10 protein-coding genes and 3 pseudogenes are annotated in these 18,636 nt (G+C 39.6%); 7 read left to right on the top strand and 6 right to left on the bottom strand.

Annotation, left to right across the window (positions count from 1 at the left end):
* Window positions 1-72 precede the first annotated feature (72 nt).
* The 7 genes and pseudogenes from cydD (at window position 73) to gyrB (ending at window position 10,073) form a co-directional block, all read left to right on the top strand.
* Window positions 73-1,812: a heme ABC transporter permease/ATP-binding protein CydD gene (cydD, locus tag NYR89_RS04535; RefSeq protein ID WP_279446524.1), complete on the top strand. Its 1,740-nt coding sequence runs from the start codon at window positions 73-75 to the stop codon at window positions 1,810-1,812.
* A gap of 10 nt (window positions 1,813-1,822) precedes the next feature.
* On the top strand, window positions 1,823-3,490 hold the full coding sequence (gene cydC / locus NYR89_RS04530) for a heme ABC transporter ATP-binding protein/permease CydC (RefSeq protein ID WP_279446523.1): 1,668 nt from the start codon (window positions 1,823-1,825) through the stop codon (window positions 3,488-3,490).
* Window positions 3,491-3,652: 162 nt separating this feature from the next.
* A pseudogene (gene hflD, locus NYR89_RS04525) lies at window positions 3,653-4,284 on the top strand (high frequency lysogenization protein HflD).
* Window positions 4,285-4,340: 56 nt separating this feature from the next.
* A pseudogene (gene purB / locus NYR89_RS04520) lies at window positions 4,341-5,709 on the top strand (adenylosuccinate lyase).
* 68 nt (window positions 5,710-5,777) lie between these two features.
* A complete protein-coding gene (locus tag NYR89_RS04515; RefSeq protein WP_279446522.1) occupies window positions 5,778-6,539 on the top strand; it encodes a DeoR/GlpR family transcriptional regulator in 762 nt (253 codons plus the stop codon).
* Window positions 6,539-7,420 (top strand): 4-hydroxybenzoate octaprenyltransferase, encoded by an 882-nt coding sequence (gene ubiA, locus NYR89_RS04510; RefSeq protein ID WP_279446521.1) that lies wholly within the window; start codon window positions 6,539-6,541, stop codon window positions 7,418-7,420. Before NYR89_RS04515 ends, ubiA begins: the two co-directional genes overlap by 1 nt.
* Window positions 7,421-7,640: 220 nt before the next feature.
* On the top strand, window positions 7,641-10,073 hold the full coding sequence (gene gyrB / locus NYR89_RS04505) for a DNA topoisomerase (ATP-hydrolyzing) subunit B (RefSeq protein WP_279446520.1): 2,433 nt from the start codon (window positions 7,641-7,643) through the stop codon (window positions 10,071-10,073).
* 63 nt (window positions 10,074-10,136) lie between these two features.
* On the opposite strand, the gene sucD is transcribed toward gyrB, so the two are convergent.
* The 6 genes and pseudogenes from sucD to znuC all read right to left on the bottom strand — a co-directional run bounded on the left by sucD (window position 10,137) and on the right by znuC (window position 18,546).
* Window positions 10,137-11,006 (bottom strand): succinate--CoA ligase subunit alpha, encoded by an 870-nt coding sequence (sucD, locus tag NYR89_RS04500; protein ID WP_279446519.1) that lies wholly within the window; start codon window positions 11,004-11,006, stop codon window positions 10,137-10,139.
* Window position 11,007: 1 nt separating this feature from the next.
* Window positions 11,008-12,173, bottom strand: a pseudogene (sucC, locus tag NYR89_RS04495) (ADP-forming succinate--CoA ligase subunit beta).
* Window positions 12,174-12,342: 169 nt separating this feature from the next.
* Window positions 12,343-13,209: a VirK/YbjX family protein gene (locus tag NYR89_RS04490; RefSeq protein ID WP_279446518.1), complete on the bottom strand. Its 867-nt coding sequence runs from the start codon at window positions 13,207-13,209 to the stop codon at window positions 12,343-12,345.
* Window positions 13,210-13,344: 135 nt separating this feature from the next.
* A complete protein-coding gene (gene odhB, locus NYR89_RS04485; RefSeq protein ID WP_279446517.1) occupies window positions 13,345-14,574 on the bottom strand; it encodes a 2-oxoglutarate dehydrogenase complex dihydrolipoyllysine-residue succinyltransferase in 1,230 nt (409 codons plus the stop codon).
* Window positions 14,575-14,687: 113 nt separating this feature from the next.
* The gene (gene sucA, locus NYR89_RS04480) at window positions 14,688-17,498 is read right to left on the bottom strand and encodes a 2-oxoglutarate dehydrogenase E1 component (RefSeq protein WP_279446516.1); all 2,811 of its coding nucleotides are present in this window, start codon (window positions 17,496-17,498) and stop codon (window positions 14,688-14,690) included.
* A gap of 241 nt (window positions 17,499-17,739) precedes the next feature.
* A complete protein-coding gene (gene znuC, locus NYR89_RS04475) occupies window positions 17,740-18,546 on the bottom strand; it encodes a zinc ABC transporter ATP-binding protein ZnuC (protein ID WP_279446515.1) in 807 nt (268 codons plus the stop codon).
* Window positions 18,547-18,636 lie beyond the last annotated feature (90 nt).

Raw genomic sequence — 18,636 nt, 5'->3', positions numbered from 1 at the left:
ACCCAATAATGTTGGATAACGTGTTAAAATCTATTTAATTCAAAGTGTTACCTAAATAAAAATTTATCAAGAATGGAAAAACAACGACAAAAGCAGTTACAAAAATGGCTTCGAGGACAACAGAATATCATCAAGAAGTGGATGTATCTTAATGTTTTATTAGGTAGTTTGAGTGCAGTCTTTATGATTGGACAAATGGCACTATTGGCAACGATGTTGCATAAAATGATTATTGAACATCAACGTCCTCAAATGTTTTTATTCGAGATCGGCTTATTATTTGTCTGTTTTTGTGCACGTGCTTTGCTGACGTGGCTACGTGAGCGAATTGGTTTTAAAGCCGGGCAAGTATTACGTTTACATTTGCGTGAACAGCTTATGGCAAAACTTGTTGAAATCGGTCCGATAAGTATGCGGCAAAAACCGGCAGGAAGCTGGGCAACATTAATGTTAGAGCAAGTAGAGAATTTACATAATTTCTATGCACGCTATTTGCCCCAACAATTTTTATCAGTATTGGTGCCGATGATTATTCTTTGTTTTGTATTCCCGATTAACTGGGTCGCTGGTGTTATTTTATTTATAACATTGCCATTATTACCGCTTTTTATGGCTCTTGCCGGTATTAAAGCAGTGGAAGCGAATCAACGTAATATCGGAGTGCTTTCACGGATTAGCGGTCAATTTTTAGATAAATTAAGAGGATTGGAAACCATTCGTTTATTCGGTCAGGCGGAGAAGCAAACCGAACAAATTTATCAAAGTACCGAAGCGTTTCGTTTAAGCACGATGGATGTGCTGAAAATGGCATTTCTGTCTTCTGCCGTATTGGAATTTTTTACTGCAGTATCGATTGCAGTGATGGCTGTTTATTTCGGTTTTATCTATTTAGGCGAATTGGATTTTGGTTATTACGGAACGGGAGTGAGCCTATTTATCGGTTTTTTCTGTTTAATGTTAGCACCGGAATTTTATCAACCTCTGCGTGAGTTAGGTGTGTTTTATCATGATAAAGCGGCAATCGGTGCGGCAGATGGCATAGAATCTTTTTTAAATCAACAAGTCACGCAAGTTCAAACCGATTTGCAAAAAGATTTGCCAAACCGACCGATTGAAATCGTTGCAAAAGATTGTGTGATTCTTTCACCACAAGGTAAGGAATTGACCAAATCGTTGGATTTTACTCTTACTGCTCGCCAACATATCGCTTTGGTTGGACAAAGCGGAGCAGGCAAGACTTCGTTGATGAATATGTTATTAGGTTTCTTACCTTATCAAGGTTCGGTCACGGTAAACGGCGTGGAGTTGCGAGAGCTAAATTTAAGTCAATATCGCCAGAAGTTAGCTTGGGTAGGGCAAAATCCACAGTTGATTAAAGGATCGCTGAAAGAAAATATTTTATTGGGTAATCCGAATGCAACGGAAGCACAACTCGAACAGGCATTAGCTTTATCAAAAGCAGATGAATTTGTATATCGTTTAGGCTTAGATAGCCAGGTTCAAGATTCAAATATAGGGATTTCAGGCGGACAAGCGCAACGTATTGCGATTGCACGTGCATTATTGCGTAATTACGAATTGCTTTTACTAGATGAACCGACTGCCAGTTTAGATATGCAATCGGAACAACAGGTATTGAACGCATTGCAACATTTGAGCCAAACACAAACAACGTTGATGATTACACATCGTATTGAAGATCTCAAACAATGTGATGAAATTTGGGTAATGAAACAAGGCGAAATTGTACAAAAAGGTCGCTTTGAAGCGGTTGAAAAAGAGGGCTACTTTGCAGAATTACAACAACACTAATAGGTAATACATGAAATCAATTTTTCCTTTTCTTTCTCTTTATCGTACCCATTGGGGACGTTTGTTGTTAGGTATTGTTTTAGCTATCACCGGTTTAACGGCAAGTATCGGCTTATTAAGTTTATCGGGGTGGTTTTTATCGGCATCTTTTTTAGCTGGCTCAGCGATAATATTTAATTTCTTTTACCCATCATCAGGTGTAAGAGGTTTGGCAATTGGTCGTACGATTGCTCGTTATTTTGAGCGTTTAGTGACACATGATGCGACATTCCGTGTATTAGCCAATTTACGTGTTACCGTATTCCGTAAATTGATTCCGCTTAGCCCGAGTGGTTTAAATCGCTTTAGAAACAGCGAGTTACTCAATCGCTTAGTGGCGGATGTTGATACTTTGGATACGTTGTATTTAAATCTGATTTCGCCCTTTGTCAGTGCTGTTATGCTGATTATATTTATGGGCATCGGCTTATCTTTTGTATCGCCATTACTTGCGTTGATTATTTGTGGGACGTTAACCGCTTTATTAGTGATTTTTCCAATATTATTTTATCGTTTAGGACGTAAATCAGGGGCAAAAGTAATTCAAGCTCGATCAAACTATCGCAGTCAATTTATTGAATGGATTCAAATGCACGCCGAGTTTTTATTATTCGGTGTGGTGGAGCAAGCAAGTAATAAACTGAATCAAACGGAAAAAGAATGGCTCAATGCACAAAGTAAGGAAAGCTATTTAACCGGATTATCCAATGCCTTATTAACTTTTGCTAATGGTATTTTGGTTTGTGTGGTGATTTATTTGGTATCCACTGCAATTAATGTGTCTTCTGCTGATTATCCCGAAGCGTTAATTGCACTTGTTGTTTTTTGTGTAATGGCTTCGGCGGAGATTTTAATGCCAATTGGTTTGGCATTTTTACATTTAGGACAAGTGATTACTGCGGCAGAGCGGTTGAATGAAATTACCGAACAACAACCGTTAGTAAGTTTCGGAAACCAAGACGATTGGAAAAAAGTCGAGCAAAATCAACAGCTTGTGCAATTTGATGCGGTAACATTCGCTTATCCGAATAGTATTGATCCAGTGTTGCAGAATATTTCGTTTGAGATTTTTGCCGGACAAAAAGTGGCGATTTTAGGTAAAACGGGTAGTGGTAAGAGTACCATTTTCCAACTGCTGAATCGTAATTATGACCCGACAAGCGGTCAAATTTGTTTAAATTCTTGCAAGATTGCGGATTATACGGAATCTACCCTGCGTCAGCATCTCGTTACCTTGAGTCAGCGAGTACATATTTTCAACGCTAGCTTACGTGATAATTTATTATTTGGTAATGCTCAAGCGACGGAGCTACAATTAATAACGGTCGTAAACCAAGTGGGATTATCCTATTTACTCAATGAACAGGGACTCGATTTATGGTTAGGTGAGGGCGGTCGACCGCTTTCCGGTGGCGAACAACGCCGTTTAGGCTTAGCCCGTTTATTGCTCAGTCCGGCGGAAATTATATTATTAGATGAACCGACTGAAGGATTAGATCGAGAAACCGAGCAACAAATTTTAGAATTAATTTTAACGCATAGCCAAAATAGAACATTATTAATGATTACTCACCGTTTACACGGTTTAGATAAGTTCGATAAAGTCTATCGAATGGATAACGGTAAGTTTATTCATTAATCTAAGCAATTTATAAAGACGCAAACGGTTACGTTGGCGTCTTTTCTATTCTTTTCAACAATAAATTTCTTGCTTTTTCATTCAAAAATAAATAAAAAAATGTTATATTGATTACCAATTTTGATTTAATCTTTTCTTTATCATTTCATTCATTTTTGATTTATGGCTACAAATTATCACGATATTACGGTTGCTTTTGCAGGAGTTTGCCAAGCGGTTAGTTTAGTTCAACAATTTGCTCACAAAGGTTCAGCGGATCGTGAGATTTTTGCAAATTCAATCAAAAGTTTACTCGTTACTCAGCCGGATTCGACTTTAGCAGTTTTTGACGATCAATTATCCCATTTGAAATTAGGGTTGGAAACCGCTCAAGCACAAATGGGCAGTCAAAATGGTAAATTGGATACGGAAATCGGTCGTTATTGGATTAATGTCCTCGCCTTAAGTCAAAAGCTAAATAAAAATCCTGAAGCTAAAGCAAAATTAGCAGAACGTTTACAGCAAATTGAACGTCAATTACCGCTTTATGAGAATGATATTATGGCGGATCAAATGATTGCCAATTTAGCGCAATTTACAGTGATGTGATTAGCCCACTCGGTTCAAAAATTCATGTACTAGGCTTACAAGATTATTTGGTGCGTCCGGATATTCAGCAAAAAATCAGAGCCAGTTTATTAGCCGGTATCCGTGCTGGTATCTTATGGCAACAAGTCGGTGGCACTCGCTGGCAATTCTTATTTTCCCGTAGAAAGATTCTTAATCAAGCACAACAGTTGTATAAAAGTATTTAAACATATTCTCCGTGATGGAGAATATGTGTCGAACATTTATTTATTTGGAGAAAACAATGGAACTTACCGCTTTAACAGCATTATCCCCAATCGATGGTCGTTACCAAGACAAAGTCAGCCGCATTACGTCCGATTTTTAGTGAATTTGGTTTACTAAAATTCCGTGTAACGGTAGAAGTTCGTTGGTTACAAAAATTGGCTTCTCAAGCACAAATTAAAGAAGTTCCAGCTTTTTCTGAAAAAGCAAACGATTACTTAAATCAAATTGTTGCAAATTTCTCAGTTGAAGATGCAAATCGCATCAAAACAATTGAACGTACCACTAACCACGACGTAAAAGCGGTGGAATATTTCTTAAAAGAAAAATGTGAAGCGTTACCTGAATTACAAGCAGTAAACGAATTTATCCACTTCGCTTGTACCTCAGAAGATATTAACAATACTTCACACGCATTAATGCTAAAAACGGCACGTGAAGAAGTATTATTACCAGAATGGAAAAAAGTGATTGATGCGGTGGTAGAATTAGCAAAACGTTATCAACATATTCCGTTACTTTCTCGTACGCACGGTCAGCCGGCAAGCCCGACAACTATTGGTAAAGAGATGGCTAACGTGGCGTACCGTTTAAAACGCCAATATAAACAACTCGAAAATTTAGAAATTCTTGCGAAAATCAACGGTGCGGTAGGTAACTATAATGCGCATTTATCCGCTTATCCTGATGTGGATTGGCATACGTTCAGCCAAGAGTTTGTAGAATCGTTAGGCGTAACTTGGAACCCGTACACCACGCAAATTGAACCGCACGACTATATTGCAGAATTTTTTGATTGCGTGGCACGTTTTAATACGATAGTGATTGATTTTGACCGTGATATGTGGGGCTATATTGCGTTAAATCACTTCAAACAACGCACAATTGCTGGTGAAATCGGTTCATCAACTATGCCGCATAAAGTGAACCCGATCGACTTTGAAAACTCGGAAGGTAACCTTGGCTTAGCGAATGCGGTCATGAACCATTTAGGTCAAAAATTACCGATTTCTCGTTGGCAGCGTGACTTAACCGACTCAACCGTATTACGTAACTTAGGTGTGGGTTTAGGCTATTGCTTAATCGCTTATGCGGCAACCTTAAAAGGCGTAAGCAAGTTGGAAGTTAATGAGCAACATTTACGTGATGAGTTAAATCAAAACTGGGAAGTATTAGCAGAACCGATTCAAACCGTAATGCGCCGTTATGGTATCGAAAAACCATACGAGAAACTCAAAGAGTTAACTCGTGGTAAGCGTGTAGATGAAGCCGCAATGCGTGAGTTTATTGAGAAACTTGAGATTCCGGCGGAAGAAAAAGCCCGCTTAAAAGAAATGACGCCGGCAAGCTACATCGGTTATGCGGTAGAACTTGTTGAAAAATTATAAGAATTACGTTGAAAATGACCGCTTGTAAGCGGTCATTTTTTTTAAAAACTTTGCGGAGGAATAAGCAAATGAAACAATCTATTCGCCACAATAAAATTATTGAACTGGTTAATCAGTTGGGTTATGTCAGCACAGAAGAGTTAGTTGCTCAATTAAATGTAAGTTCTCAAACGATTCGCCGTGACTTAAATGAATTAGCCGAAAAGAATTTGATTCGCCGCCATCACGGTGGTGCCGGAATGCCGTCTAACAGTGAAAATAGCGATTATACCGAACGTAAACAATTTTTCTCTGAGCAAAAAAATGAGATTGCACGCCATGTGGCGGCAATGATTCCGAACGGTGCTTCATTATTCTTGGATATCGGTACTACCTCTGAAGCGGTGGCTTATGCGTTGTTGTCTCACCAAAATTTACGTATTGTGACTAATAACCTTAATGCTGCACATATTTTAATGCAGAAAGAAGATTTCCATATCACGGTAGCCGGAGGTAATTTAAGGACTGATGGTGGCTTAATTGGCGAAGCAACCGTGAATTTTATTAGCCAATTCCGTTTAGATTTCGGCATTTTAGGCATTAGTGCGATTGATAGTGACGGTTCAATGCTCGATTATGACTATCACGAAGTGCAAGTGAAACGAGCATTAATGCAAAGTTCGCGCCAAGTGATTTTGGTAACCGATCATTCAAAATTCAGTCGTAGTGCAATTGTTCGCCTAGGCGATATTACCGAAGTAAATTATTTGTTTACAGATTTGCCATTACCGTTAGAATTGCGGCAACGATTAGTAGCAACCAAAGTGGCAGTACAAATCTGCGGTAATTAATGACGACATTTTTTCAACAACATTTTTCTCGGCATAAATGGTTGGCGTATGCGCGACTTATGCGTTTTGATAAGCCAATCGGTACATTGCTTTTACTTCACCCGACACTATGGGCATTATTTGCCATGACCGACGGTATTCCGCCTCTGTCCGTGTTAGTGATTTTTGTATTAGGCGTAATCGTTATGCGAGCGGCAGGCTGTGTGATTAATGATTATGCCGATCGTCATATTGACGGTGAAGTGAAGCGTACTTCGCAACGTCCGCTTGCCACCAGACGAGTGACGACGACGGAAGCAAAAATACTGTTTGTATTATTGTTGTGTATTGCTTTTGTTTTGGATTTATTACTTAACCGATATGCTTTTTTACTGTCGTTTGTTGCGGTAGCGTTAGCAATTATTTACCCGTTTATGAAACGTTTTACCCATTTGCCGCAAGTAGTATTGGGGATGGCATTCGGTTGGGCAATTCCGATGGCATATGGTGCAGTAAGTGAATCGTTGCCGTTGGAATGTTGGTTATTGTTTTTCGCCAATATTTTTTGGACGGTCGCTTACGATACGCAATATGCAATGGTTGATCGTGATGATGACTTGCGTATCGGGGTAAAATCTACAGCGATTTTATTTGCACAATACGACAATAAAATCATTGCCTTATTGCAATTTATTGCGTTAGTGCTGTTAGTTATTTTTGGCTGGATAAGTGAACATCACTGGGGCTATTTTGTTGTGTTAGCATTAAGTGCAGGTCTATTTAGTTATCAATGTTGGCTCACGAAACAACGAGCAAGAGAGCAATGTTTTAAGGCCTTTTTAAATAATCACTATTTTGGTTTAGGAGTGTTTTTTGCTATTTTAGTTGGCATCTATGCTTAATTAGATGAATTAAGTGCAAGCGGTTAAATTTTCTGAGATTCTTGCTAAGAAAAGTTAGCCGCTTTTTGATTTCCTAAGTTTACAAATTTCCTTTCCTTTTTAACCGCTTGTTTCCAATACTTTTTCGCATTTTTCTGCTATAATCTTCGCAATTTTTTGGCTTTAAATTTTTTGATAAGAAATAGAGCCTTTTCCATTTCATAAAGTATAGGAATAACGAATGTCTGAACAAAATCAAACAAATAGTTATGATTCTTCGAGCATTAAAGTCTTACGAGGCTTAGATGCGGTACGTAAACGTCCGGGTATGTATATCGGTGATACCGATGATGGTACAGGTTTACACCATATGGTGTTTGAGGTTGTAGATAATGCGATCGATGAAGCGTTAGCAGGACACTGTAAAGATATTATTGTGACGATTCATTCAGATAATTCGGTTTCTGTACAAGATGACGGCCGTGGTATTCCGGTCGGTATTCACCCGGAAGAAGGTGTATCTGCGGCGGAAGTGATTATGACGGTATTGCACGCCGGCGGTAAATTTGACGATAACTCCTATAAAGTATCGGGCGGTTTACACGGTGTGGGTGTATCGGTGGTAAATGCACTTTCATCAAAATTACAGCTAACTATTCGCCGTGAAGGTCATGTTCACGAGCAATTTTATAGTTTAGGCGAGCCGGATGCACCATTAACGATCATTGGCGATACCGACAAAACCGGTACGATGGTACGTTTCTGGCCAAGTTTAGATATCTTCAAAAATAAAACCGAATTCGAATATAAAATTCTGTCAAAACGTTTACGTGAGCTTTCTTTCTTAAACTCAGGCGTGTCAATCCGTTTAGTTGATGAGCGTGACGGCAAAGAAGAACACTTCAAATATGAAGGCGGTATCAAAGCCTACGTTGAGTATTTAAATGAAGGTAAAACCCACATTCATAACACGCCATTCTATCTTTCAACTGAGAAAGACGGTATTGGTGTTGAAGTATCATTACAGTGGAATGACAGTTATAACGAAAATGTTTACTGCTTTACGAATAATATTCCGCAACGTGATGGCGGTACGCACCTAGCCGGTTTCCGTGGTGCATTAACCCGTGCGTTAAAAAACTATATGGATAACAGCGGTGTGGTGAAGAAAGCGGATGCGAACATTGATGCGTCAGGTGACGATGCTCGTGAAGGCTTGGTTGCGGTAATTTCGGTAAAAGTACCGGATCCGAAATTCTCATCACAAACTAAAGATAAATTAGTTTCATCGGAAGTGCGTGGTGCAGTGGAAAGCTCAATGAATGAAGCTTTAGCGGAGTACTTAGCGGAAAATCCGGACGATGCGAAAAATATCGTAACCAAAATTATTGATGCAGCGCGTGCGCGTGAAGCGGCGCGTAAAGCGCGTGAAATGACACGTCGTAAAGGTGCATTAGATTTAGGCGGTTTACCAGGTAAATTAGCGGACTGCCAAGAAAAAGACCCAGCCTTATCAGAACTTTACTTAGTGGAGGGGGACTCTGCGGGTGGTTCGGCAAAACAAGGCCGTGATCGTAAAAACCAAGCAATTCTGCCGTTAAAAGGTAAAATCTTAAATGTTGAAAAAGCACGTTTCGACAAAATGCTTTCTTCACAAGAAGTTGCAACCTTGATTACGGCGTTAGGTACGGGGATTGGTCGTGATGATTACAATATTGAGAAATTACGTTATCACAAAATCATTATCATGACTGATGCGGATGTGGATGGTGCGCATATTCGTACGTTGCTATTAACTTTCTTCTACCGTCAAATGCCGGAATTAATTGAGAACGGTTATATTTATATTGCTCAGCCACCACTTTATAAAGTGAAAAAAGGTAAGCAAGAGCGTTATATTCAAGATAACGATGAAATGTCGCAATATGAGATTGATATTGCGTTAGAAGGTGCAGGCTTATTTGTGAGCGAAGGTGCGCCGGCGTTAAGCGGTGTGGCACTTGAAAGCCTCATTTCACAATATAACGGCGTACAAAAGTTATTTGATCGTTTAAGTCGTCGTTATCCGGTTGCGTTATTAAACGAATTAATTTATAGCTCGGCATTATCGGCTGAATTTGTAAAAGATCAGGCAAAAGTGACCGCTTGGAATGAGCAGTTTGTGGCGAAATTAATGGAAAAAGAAACCGGCGGTAGTTTCTACCGTAGCGAAGTGTTCTTTAATAGCGAGCGTCAAGTGTATGAGCCGGAAATTGTAGTAACCACTCACGGTATGGATACGACTTATCGTCTTGATTTTAACTTTATCAGCAGTAACGAATACGCAAAAATTACCGCATTAGGTAACGAATTAAACGATTTATTATCACCAAGTGCTTATGTAATGCGAGGTGAACGCCGTCAAGAGATTAGCAGTTTTGCCGAAGCGTTAGATTGGTTAGTACGTGAATCACGTAAAGGTTTAACCATTCAACGCTATAAAGGATTAGGTGAGATGAATCCGGAACAATTATGGGAAACCACAATGGATCCGGTAGCACGTAAGATGTTACAAGTGAATATCACCGATGCGATTGCCGCAGATAAATTGTTTAGTACCTTAATGGGCGATGAAGTCGAACCTCGTCGTGACTTTATCGAAAGTAATGCGTTATATGCTCAGTTAGACATTTAATAACGAAAACCCCGAAGCATTTGCCTCGGGGTTTTGTTTATCTCGCCTAAGAGAATCTTGAAACTATTTTAGCAATGTTTTTAATGCACTTCCAATTTCTGCTAAGCTACGAACCGTTGTCACTCCCGCTTGTTCTAGTGCTTTAAATTTTTCATCTGCGGTACCTTTACCGCCACTAATGATTGCACCAGCGTGTCCCATCCGTTTTCCTTTCGGTGCAGTCACACCTGCAATGTAGCTTACAACCGGTTTAGTCACATGCATTTTGATAAATTCGGTCGCTTCTTCTTCAGCACTTCCACCAATTTCACCAATCATTACGATCGCTTCTGTTTCTGGGTCTGCTTGGAAGAGTTTTAGAATATCAATAAAACTGGAACCGGGTATCGGATCGCCACCGATACCGACACAGGTTGATTGGCCAAATCCTTCATCAGTCGTTTGTTTGACCGCTTCATAGGTTAATGTACCGGAGCGAGAAACAATACCGATTTTACCTTTCTTATGAATATGTGCTGGCATAATGCCGATTTTACATTCATCCGGTGTGATAATACCTGGACAATTCGGGCCAATCATACGTACACCACTTTCTTTTAATTTTTGTTTAACGATCAGCATATCTAGGGTCGGAATACCTTCGGTAATACACACAATCAGCTGAATCCCTGCATCAATTGCTTCTAAAATGGCATCTTTACAACCGGGAGCCGGTACATAAATGACGCTTGCAGTTGCCCCAGTTTGTTGCACTGCCTCTCGCACGGTATTAAATACCGGTAAGCCGAGATGCGGTGTACCACCTTTATTAGGCGAAACGCCCCCGACAAGCTGAGTACCATATGCTAAGGCTTGCTCACTATGAAAGGTACCTTGTCCACCAGTAAAGCCTTGGCAAATCACTTTAGTGTTCTTATCAATTAAAATCGCCATACTATTTTCCTTCCGTCGCTGTGATCGCAAGTTTTGTCGCTTGAGTTAATGTGCTTGCTGTCATAAGGCTTAGTCCGCTATTTGCTAAAATGTTACGACCTAGCTCGGCATTCGTACCCTCTAAACGTACAATAACAGGAAGATTTACGCCGACTTCGTTAACTGCGGCAATAATACCTTCTGCAATTAAGTCACATCTGACGATACCGCCGAAGATATTGACTAACACAGCTTTCACATTGTGATCAGACAGAATTAGCTTAAAGGCTTCCGCAACACGTTCTTTAGTTGCACCGCCACCGACATCTAAAAAGTTTGCCGGACGACCGCCGTGTAATTTAACAATATCCATGGTTCCCATGGCTAAGCCAGCACCATTAACCATACAGCCGATATTTCCATCTAACGCAACGTAGTTGAGATCCCATTCCGCTGCTTCAGCTTCCCGAGCATCTTCTTGACTTGGATCTTGTAGGGCTTTGAGTTCAGGATGGCGATAAAGTGCATTACTATCAATCACCATTTTAGCATCTAAGCAGAGTAATTGACCTTGTTTGGTTAGCACGAGAGGATTTATTTCAAGTAGTGAGAGATCTTTTTCGATAAAAAGCTTGGCTAGTTGCACAAAAATATGTGCGAATTGTTTGATTTGATCACCGGATAATCCTAGTTGGAAAGCGAGTTCTCTGCCTTGAAAGGGTTGAGCGCCGGTAAGCGGGTCGATAGTTACTTTATGGATAAGTTCGGGCGTTTGCTGAGCGACATCTTCAATATTCATTCCACCGGCACTAGATGCCATAAATACGACTTTTTGCGATGAGCGATCTATCACAGCACCTAAATATAATTCATGTCCAATTTGGCAAGTTTCTTCGATATAAATTGTATTAACTGGTTGACCGTTTGCGTCGGTCTGAAACGTAATTAAATTTTGTCCAAACCATTTATCGCAAAAGGCTTGAACTTCAGCTTCATTACGAACTAATTTAACACCACCGGCTTTACCTCGACCTCCTGCATGGACTTGACATTTCGCGCCCATGTATCACCGTTTAATTGCTGAATTGCGGCGATGGCTTCATCTGTATTTGAACAAGCGATACCCTTACTCACCGGGAGTTGATATTGTGCAAGAATTTGCTTTGCTTGATATTCATGTAGGTTCATATAGTTTCCCGTATAGAATAATTTTTCTTAAAAATCTTTCAGAATTTAAAGGATCTAAGCTAAAAAAGCAAATTGAAGATGGAGAATAAAATGCAAAAAAATCTCAAATTCTAACCGCTTGTCTAAATATTAGAAGCGGTTAAGAATGAAAGAGTGTTTAGATAAGAATTTATAGGGAGATTCCAAATACTTTACGAATATTTATTTCGATTTGTTCAAGTAATGCAAAGCGTTTACGGTACATAGATCGTTTTTTACTAGGGATTGTTTCAAGAGAGTTCTCTATAACAACAGGCATTTGCCAATAATCTTTTAGAATCCCATTGCTTTCACTAAAGATCGTATCATAATCAACTACATAACGTTTACTTTGAATAAAGCGGGATTTATTTTGATATTTATGCGGAATACCGAGTAATTGGTTATAACCAAGTGCTGACGTGAGTAACTTCATGCTTTCTACCATCAAATAAGCAGGACGTAAGCCATAGCATTGTTTAGTTAATTGTTTCATTAGCTCTTTTGCATTAGCTTGGTTAGAGCCTTGAATCACACCGATAAGTAAGGCATTTTTCACTAGTCCAAAAGTTAATAGATAAACAAGCTGTTGAGAGCTTTTTTGATATAGCTCCAATGCCCAAAAACCTTCCATCGGTTGGTGTTCATTAATATTTAAGCGAAGTTCAAAATCAGGTGCGATTTCTCCAAAGCTTATTGATTTTTCCCATAACGGGGGTAATTGGTATTGAGATAATGCATGAGGGAGAAAAGTTAAGTTATCACAGATAGCTTGAAAACGCTGTGTTGCGTTAAAACGTTTATCTAAAAAACGATGAACAAGAGGATAGCTATAGTTAGCTCTTTGATTCAGTAACGGGATAAGAGACGGATTCTTATTTACAAATTGCGTAAATAGATTAATTTGTTTTTGATGTAAACGAGAACGCAACCAGAAGCGTAAGCGTTTTAAACGATAAGATTTTTGGGGAGTATCGGGGTATATTTGGTATGCGCTAGGGTAATTATAATCAGTCATATTTCTCTAAAAGTACTCAATAATGACACTATAATACAATAAAATTGATTAATTTACAAAGTGTGGGTGAGCTTTCTTGAAAAGCCGCTTATAGCATTGACTATAAGCGGTTTGAGTCGGACTGATTTAGATAAGTTAGATTTCGAGTAATAAACGTGTCGGGTCTTCTAATAAATCTTTGACCGCAACTAAGAAACCAACAGATTCACGTCCATCAATTAAGCGGTGGTCGTAAGATAGGGCTAAATACATCATTGGGCGAATTACCACTTGACCGTTTACTGCGACAGGACGCTCTTTAATGGCGTGCATCCCTAAAATCGCACTTTGTGGCGGATTAATAATTGGGGTGGACATTAGCGAACCAAATACTCCGCCGTTTGTAATGGTGAAATTACCGCCGGTTAAATCTTCTACGGTTAATTTACCGTCACGACCTTTCTCAGCCAGTGCTTTGATTGTTTTCTCAATATCCGCCATAGATAATTTATCACAGTTACGAATTACCGGGGTAACTAATCCGCGAGGGGTTGATACGGCAATGCTAATATCAAAGTAGTTGTGATATACCACATCATCACCATCAATCGAAGCATTGATTTCCGGATAACGTTTTAATGCTTCTACCACAGCTTTGATGTAGAACGACATAAAGCCTAGACGTACTCCGTGTTGTTTTTCAAATTTTTCACCGTAAGTTTTACGCAAGCTCATAATCGGTTGCATATCCACTTCATTGAACGTAGTGAGCATTGCCGTAGTATTTTTCGCTTCTAACAGGCGTTCTGCGATACGCTTACGTAAACGAGTCATCGGTACTCGTTTTTCACTACGTGCGGAATAGGCAACGGTACTGACCGTATTTTGTTCACTTACCGTAGGTTGTGTTGTAGTTTGAGTTTTTTGTTGTGTGAGGTAATGCTCAATATCTTCACGAGTAATACGACCGCCCACACCGCTACCTTTTACTAGATGTGCTTCAATATTATGTTCTGCGAGTAAACGGCGAATCGCCGGGCCTTGAGAATCCGCATCGGAATGATCATGTTCAATTGCCGCAGATTTACGATCCGCCGGTGTTGCTTCATTAGCCGGTTTAATCGTTTCTTGGGTAAAATCGCCTGCTTGAACAGTTGAGATTTTACCGAGTAATTGTTTAGAAATTACCGTTGCACTTTGCGCTTGAGTGATTTCGGCTAAAATACCGTCATGTGGCGCTGGTACTTCTAATACGACTTTATCCGTTTCAATTTCAACGATTACTTCATCACGTTTAATCGCATCACCGACGTTTTTATGCCAAGTTGCAACAGTTGCATCCGCTACAGATTCGGGTAAATCCGGCGTTAAGATCTCAATAGTCATATTTATGTTCCTTTATTTATTTGGCATCGTTAAAAACGATGTTAAGTATTTAGTTAGCGGTCATATTTTGTCACTTTTTTGTAAAAATTCGGCAAAAATCGACCGCTTATTTGTTAAAGCGTTAAAGCATCCGCCACTAATTGTTTTTGTTGCTGAGTATGCAATGAGGTATAGCCAACCGCCGGCGATGCAGATGCCGGACGACCGGCATAGGTTAATGTCGCTTTTTCCGGAATTGACGTTTCAAAATTATGTTTACTGCAATACCAAGCACCTTGATTCAGAGGTTCTTCTTGACACCAAACGAAATCTTTTACGTGTGCATAAGGTTCTAATACTTTTTTCATATCCTCGTATGGGAATGGATAAAGTTGTTCGATACGAATAATCGCTACATCAGTTTGTTCGTTTTGGCGGCGTTGTTCGAGTAAATCGTAATAAACCTTACCTGAACACATCACCACACGTTTCACTTTTTTCGCCTTGATATTACTGTCAATTTCGCCGATTACTGTTTGGAATTCACCATCAACCAATTCTTCTAAGGAAGAAACCGCTAATGGATGGCGTAATAACGATTTAGGCGAAATCGCAACTAATGGACGACGCATTTTGCGAATCGCTTGGCGGCGTAACATATGGTAAACCTGTGCTGGTGTACTTGGTACGCAAACCTGCATATTTTGTTGAGCACAGAGCTGTAAATAACGTTCTACACGCGCTGATGAGTGTTCCGGCCCTTGACCTTCATAACCGTGAGGAAGCAACATCACTAAACCACACATCCTGCCCCATTTTTGCTCACCGGAACTGATAAATTGGTCGATCACAATTTGGGCACCATTTGCAAAGTCACCGAATTGTGCTTCCCAAATAGTGAGTGTTTTCGGATCAGTTGTCGCATACCCGTATTCAAAGGCTAATACCGCTTCTTCGGAAAGTACCGAATCCCATACTTCAAAACGCCCTTGATTTGCGTGTAAATGTGCTAATGGAACATAACCTGTGCCGTCATTTTGATTATGTACAACAGCATGACGATGGAAGAATGTACCACGACCGGCATCTTCTCCGGATAAACGCACGTGCGTACCTTCATCTAATAGAGTAGCGTATGCCATCGTTTCCGCCATACCCCAATCTAATAATTTTTTACCCTCGTACATCTCTTTACGGTCGTTATAAATTTTTTCGACACGAGAGTGCGGACGTAGACTTTCAGGGTATTCACATACACGTTTTGCCAAAGTTTGGAAACGATCTGACGGGAATTTGCTTTCATACGGTGCTGTCCAGTCGTAATTGAGATATTGCAACCAATCAACTGCCGCCATATCCATCTCACGCCATTCCGGTACAACACGATCACCGTTATCCAACGCATCACGATAATTATTCATTATTTCAGTCGCTTGATCTTGGCTTAATACGCCTTCGGCAACTAAACGATCTGCATAGACTTTACGTGGTGTCGGATGTTTTTTGATGATGCTATACATCATCGGCTGTGTTGCTAACGGCTCGTCCGCTTCATTATGACCGTGGCGACGATAAGAAATCAGATCAATGAAAATATCGCGTTTAAATAAGGTACGATATTCCACTGCCATACGAGCGACAAATGCGACAGCTTCAGGATCATCACCGTTAACGTGAATAATCGGTGCCTGAATCATTTTCGCTATATCAGTACAAAATTCGGTAGAACGAGTATCATTTGGATTAGAAGTGGTAAAACCGATTTGGTTATTGATCACGATACGAATCGTACCGCCGACTTTATAACCACGAGCATTTGACATATTTAAGGTTTCTTGTACTACACCTTGACCGGCAACAGCAGAATCGCCGTGTACGGTAATGGCCAATACTTTATTATGCTCAGTATCACGCATACGTTCTTGACGTGCGCGTACCGAACCGATAACCACAGGACTCACAATTTCTAAATGCGACGGGTTAAAGGCAAGGGTTAAATGTACGCGTTCGCCGTCCACATCAAAATCAGATGAGAAACCTTGGTGGTATTTCACATCACCGGTACGGTTATCATCAGCGTGTTTACCGGCAAATTCATCGAATAATTCCGCTGGTTTTTTACCAAGAACGTTTACTAACATATTTAAACGTCCACGGTGTGCCATTCCCATCACCACGTCTTTCATGCCTTGGCGACCTGCATGACGAATGATTTCTTTCATCATTGGAATAAAGGCATCACTCCCTTCGAGTGAGAAGCGTTTTGCACCAGGGAATTTTGCACCAAGGTAACGTTCCAAACCATCAGCTGCAGTTAATTCAGTCAGTAAATTGACTTTTTCTTCATGTGAGAACAACGGTTGATTTAATCTGCTTTCGATTTTAGCTTGTAACCAGTTGCGTTGTTCCATATCTTGCACGTGCATAAACTCTAAACCAATTGTACCTAAATAGGTTTGTTTTAATGCATCAGCAAGTTCGCTGAATTTTATTGTTTCTTTGCCGTATACATATTTGCCGATTGTAACTGTTTCATTTAGATCCGCATCGGTAAAGCCGTGATGGCGATAATCTAATTCCGGCACTTGAGATGTCTTCCAACGATAATAACCAAGTGGGTCAAGTTGTGCCTCAAGGTAGCCACGGAAGCGATGTGCATTAATCCATTGTAATAAACGTACTTGTTTCGCACTGGCTTCTGGGTCGATAACCGTAACGGATTCAGGGACATTTTCACGAGCGAGTTTACGGAAATAATCACGTACTTGAGAATGGGGTTGTTCTACGATTGGCATTTTCGGAAGAGCATCAAAAATGGCACGCCAGCTAGCATCAACGCTAGTTGGGTCTTCAAGATATTGTTCGTAGATTTCTTCAACATAAGTCTGATTTGAGCCACCGAAAGGCGAAGAGGCTAACCAGTCTTCAAAATTTTTATGTTGCATATAGACCTAACCTTGTATTTATGTGTGTATGAGTTGTGGGCGTTATTATATACGCTAATATAAATAAAATAGATTAAAACTCCATATAATTAGCCTATTTATAAAACAGTAGCAATATTATGCCTGAAAAATAGAAATAAGAATGTGAACTAAGTCAGATTTTTAACAAATTAGTAACAAACAAGCGGTTTTTTAGCTGAAAATTTGCAAAAGAATACCTAAAAATAACCGCTTATTGAGGTTAATGGCTACAATTACATTGTCCGCTACAGACATCACCGTGTAAATTATGATGGTGGTTATGGTGATGGGAATAAAAGGCAACATTCTTCGCAAATTGGTCACCAAAGAAGTGAATAAAATGCGGATCATTCGTCACCATTTCTGGTGTACCAGCACAGCAAATATGTTTATTTACGCATAAAACTTCATCAGTATTTGCCATTACGATGTTTAAATCGTGCGAAACCATTAAAATCGCACAATTTAACCATGAACGAGTGTGATTTAATAGTTGATAGAGTTCCGTTTGCCCTGTAATATCCACCCCTTGCATCGGTTCGTCCAATACTAATAGTTGCGGTTTATTTAAAATTGCACGGGCAAGTAAAACGCGTTGCAATTCACCACCGGATAATTTTTGCATACTGTTTTCTGCTAGATGAGCAATAGAAAAGAGTTTAAGAGCTTCTTGAATTGCTTGGGCTGAACAATCAGGTTTGAGTGATAGAAATTTTTCTACCGTGATTGGCATTGAATGATCTAGGTGCAATTTTTGTGGTACATAACCGATTTTTAGCCCTTTTTGATGAATAACTTTACCGCTAGTCGGCGTAAGTAATTTAAGTAACACTTTTAATAAAGTAGATTTTCCGCCACCATTCGGACCAACAATGGTAGTAATCGAATTGGGATAAAGCATTAAATTAATATTTTGTAAGGCTTGTTGTCCGTTAAAAGCCACTTCAATATTTTGAAGTTGAACTAACGGCTCGCCTTTTCTTCTATTAACCTGAGAATATTCAGGTAAGATTTGCTTAATTTGCATTTTCAAAATTTTTAGGGATATAAGAAAGGCTATAAAATTAGCTGATTTTTAAGGTGCTGACAAGAATGAATTTTTAGTCATGAATTTTGT

This window comes from Actinobacillus arthritidis, assembly GCF_029774155.1.
Lineage (GTDB): Bacteria > Pseudomonadota > Gammaproteobacteria > Enterobacterales > Pasteurellaceae > Actinobacillus > Actinobacillus arthritidis.
The sequence above is the reverse complement of the archived record's forward strand: the minus strand, read 5'-3'. Positions and strand labels throughout refer to the sequence as shown.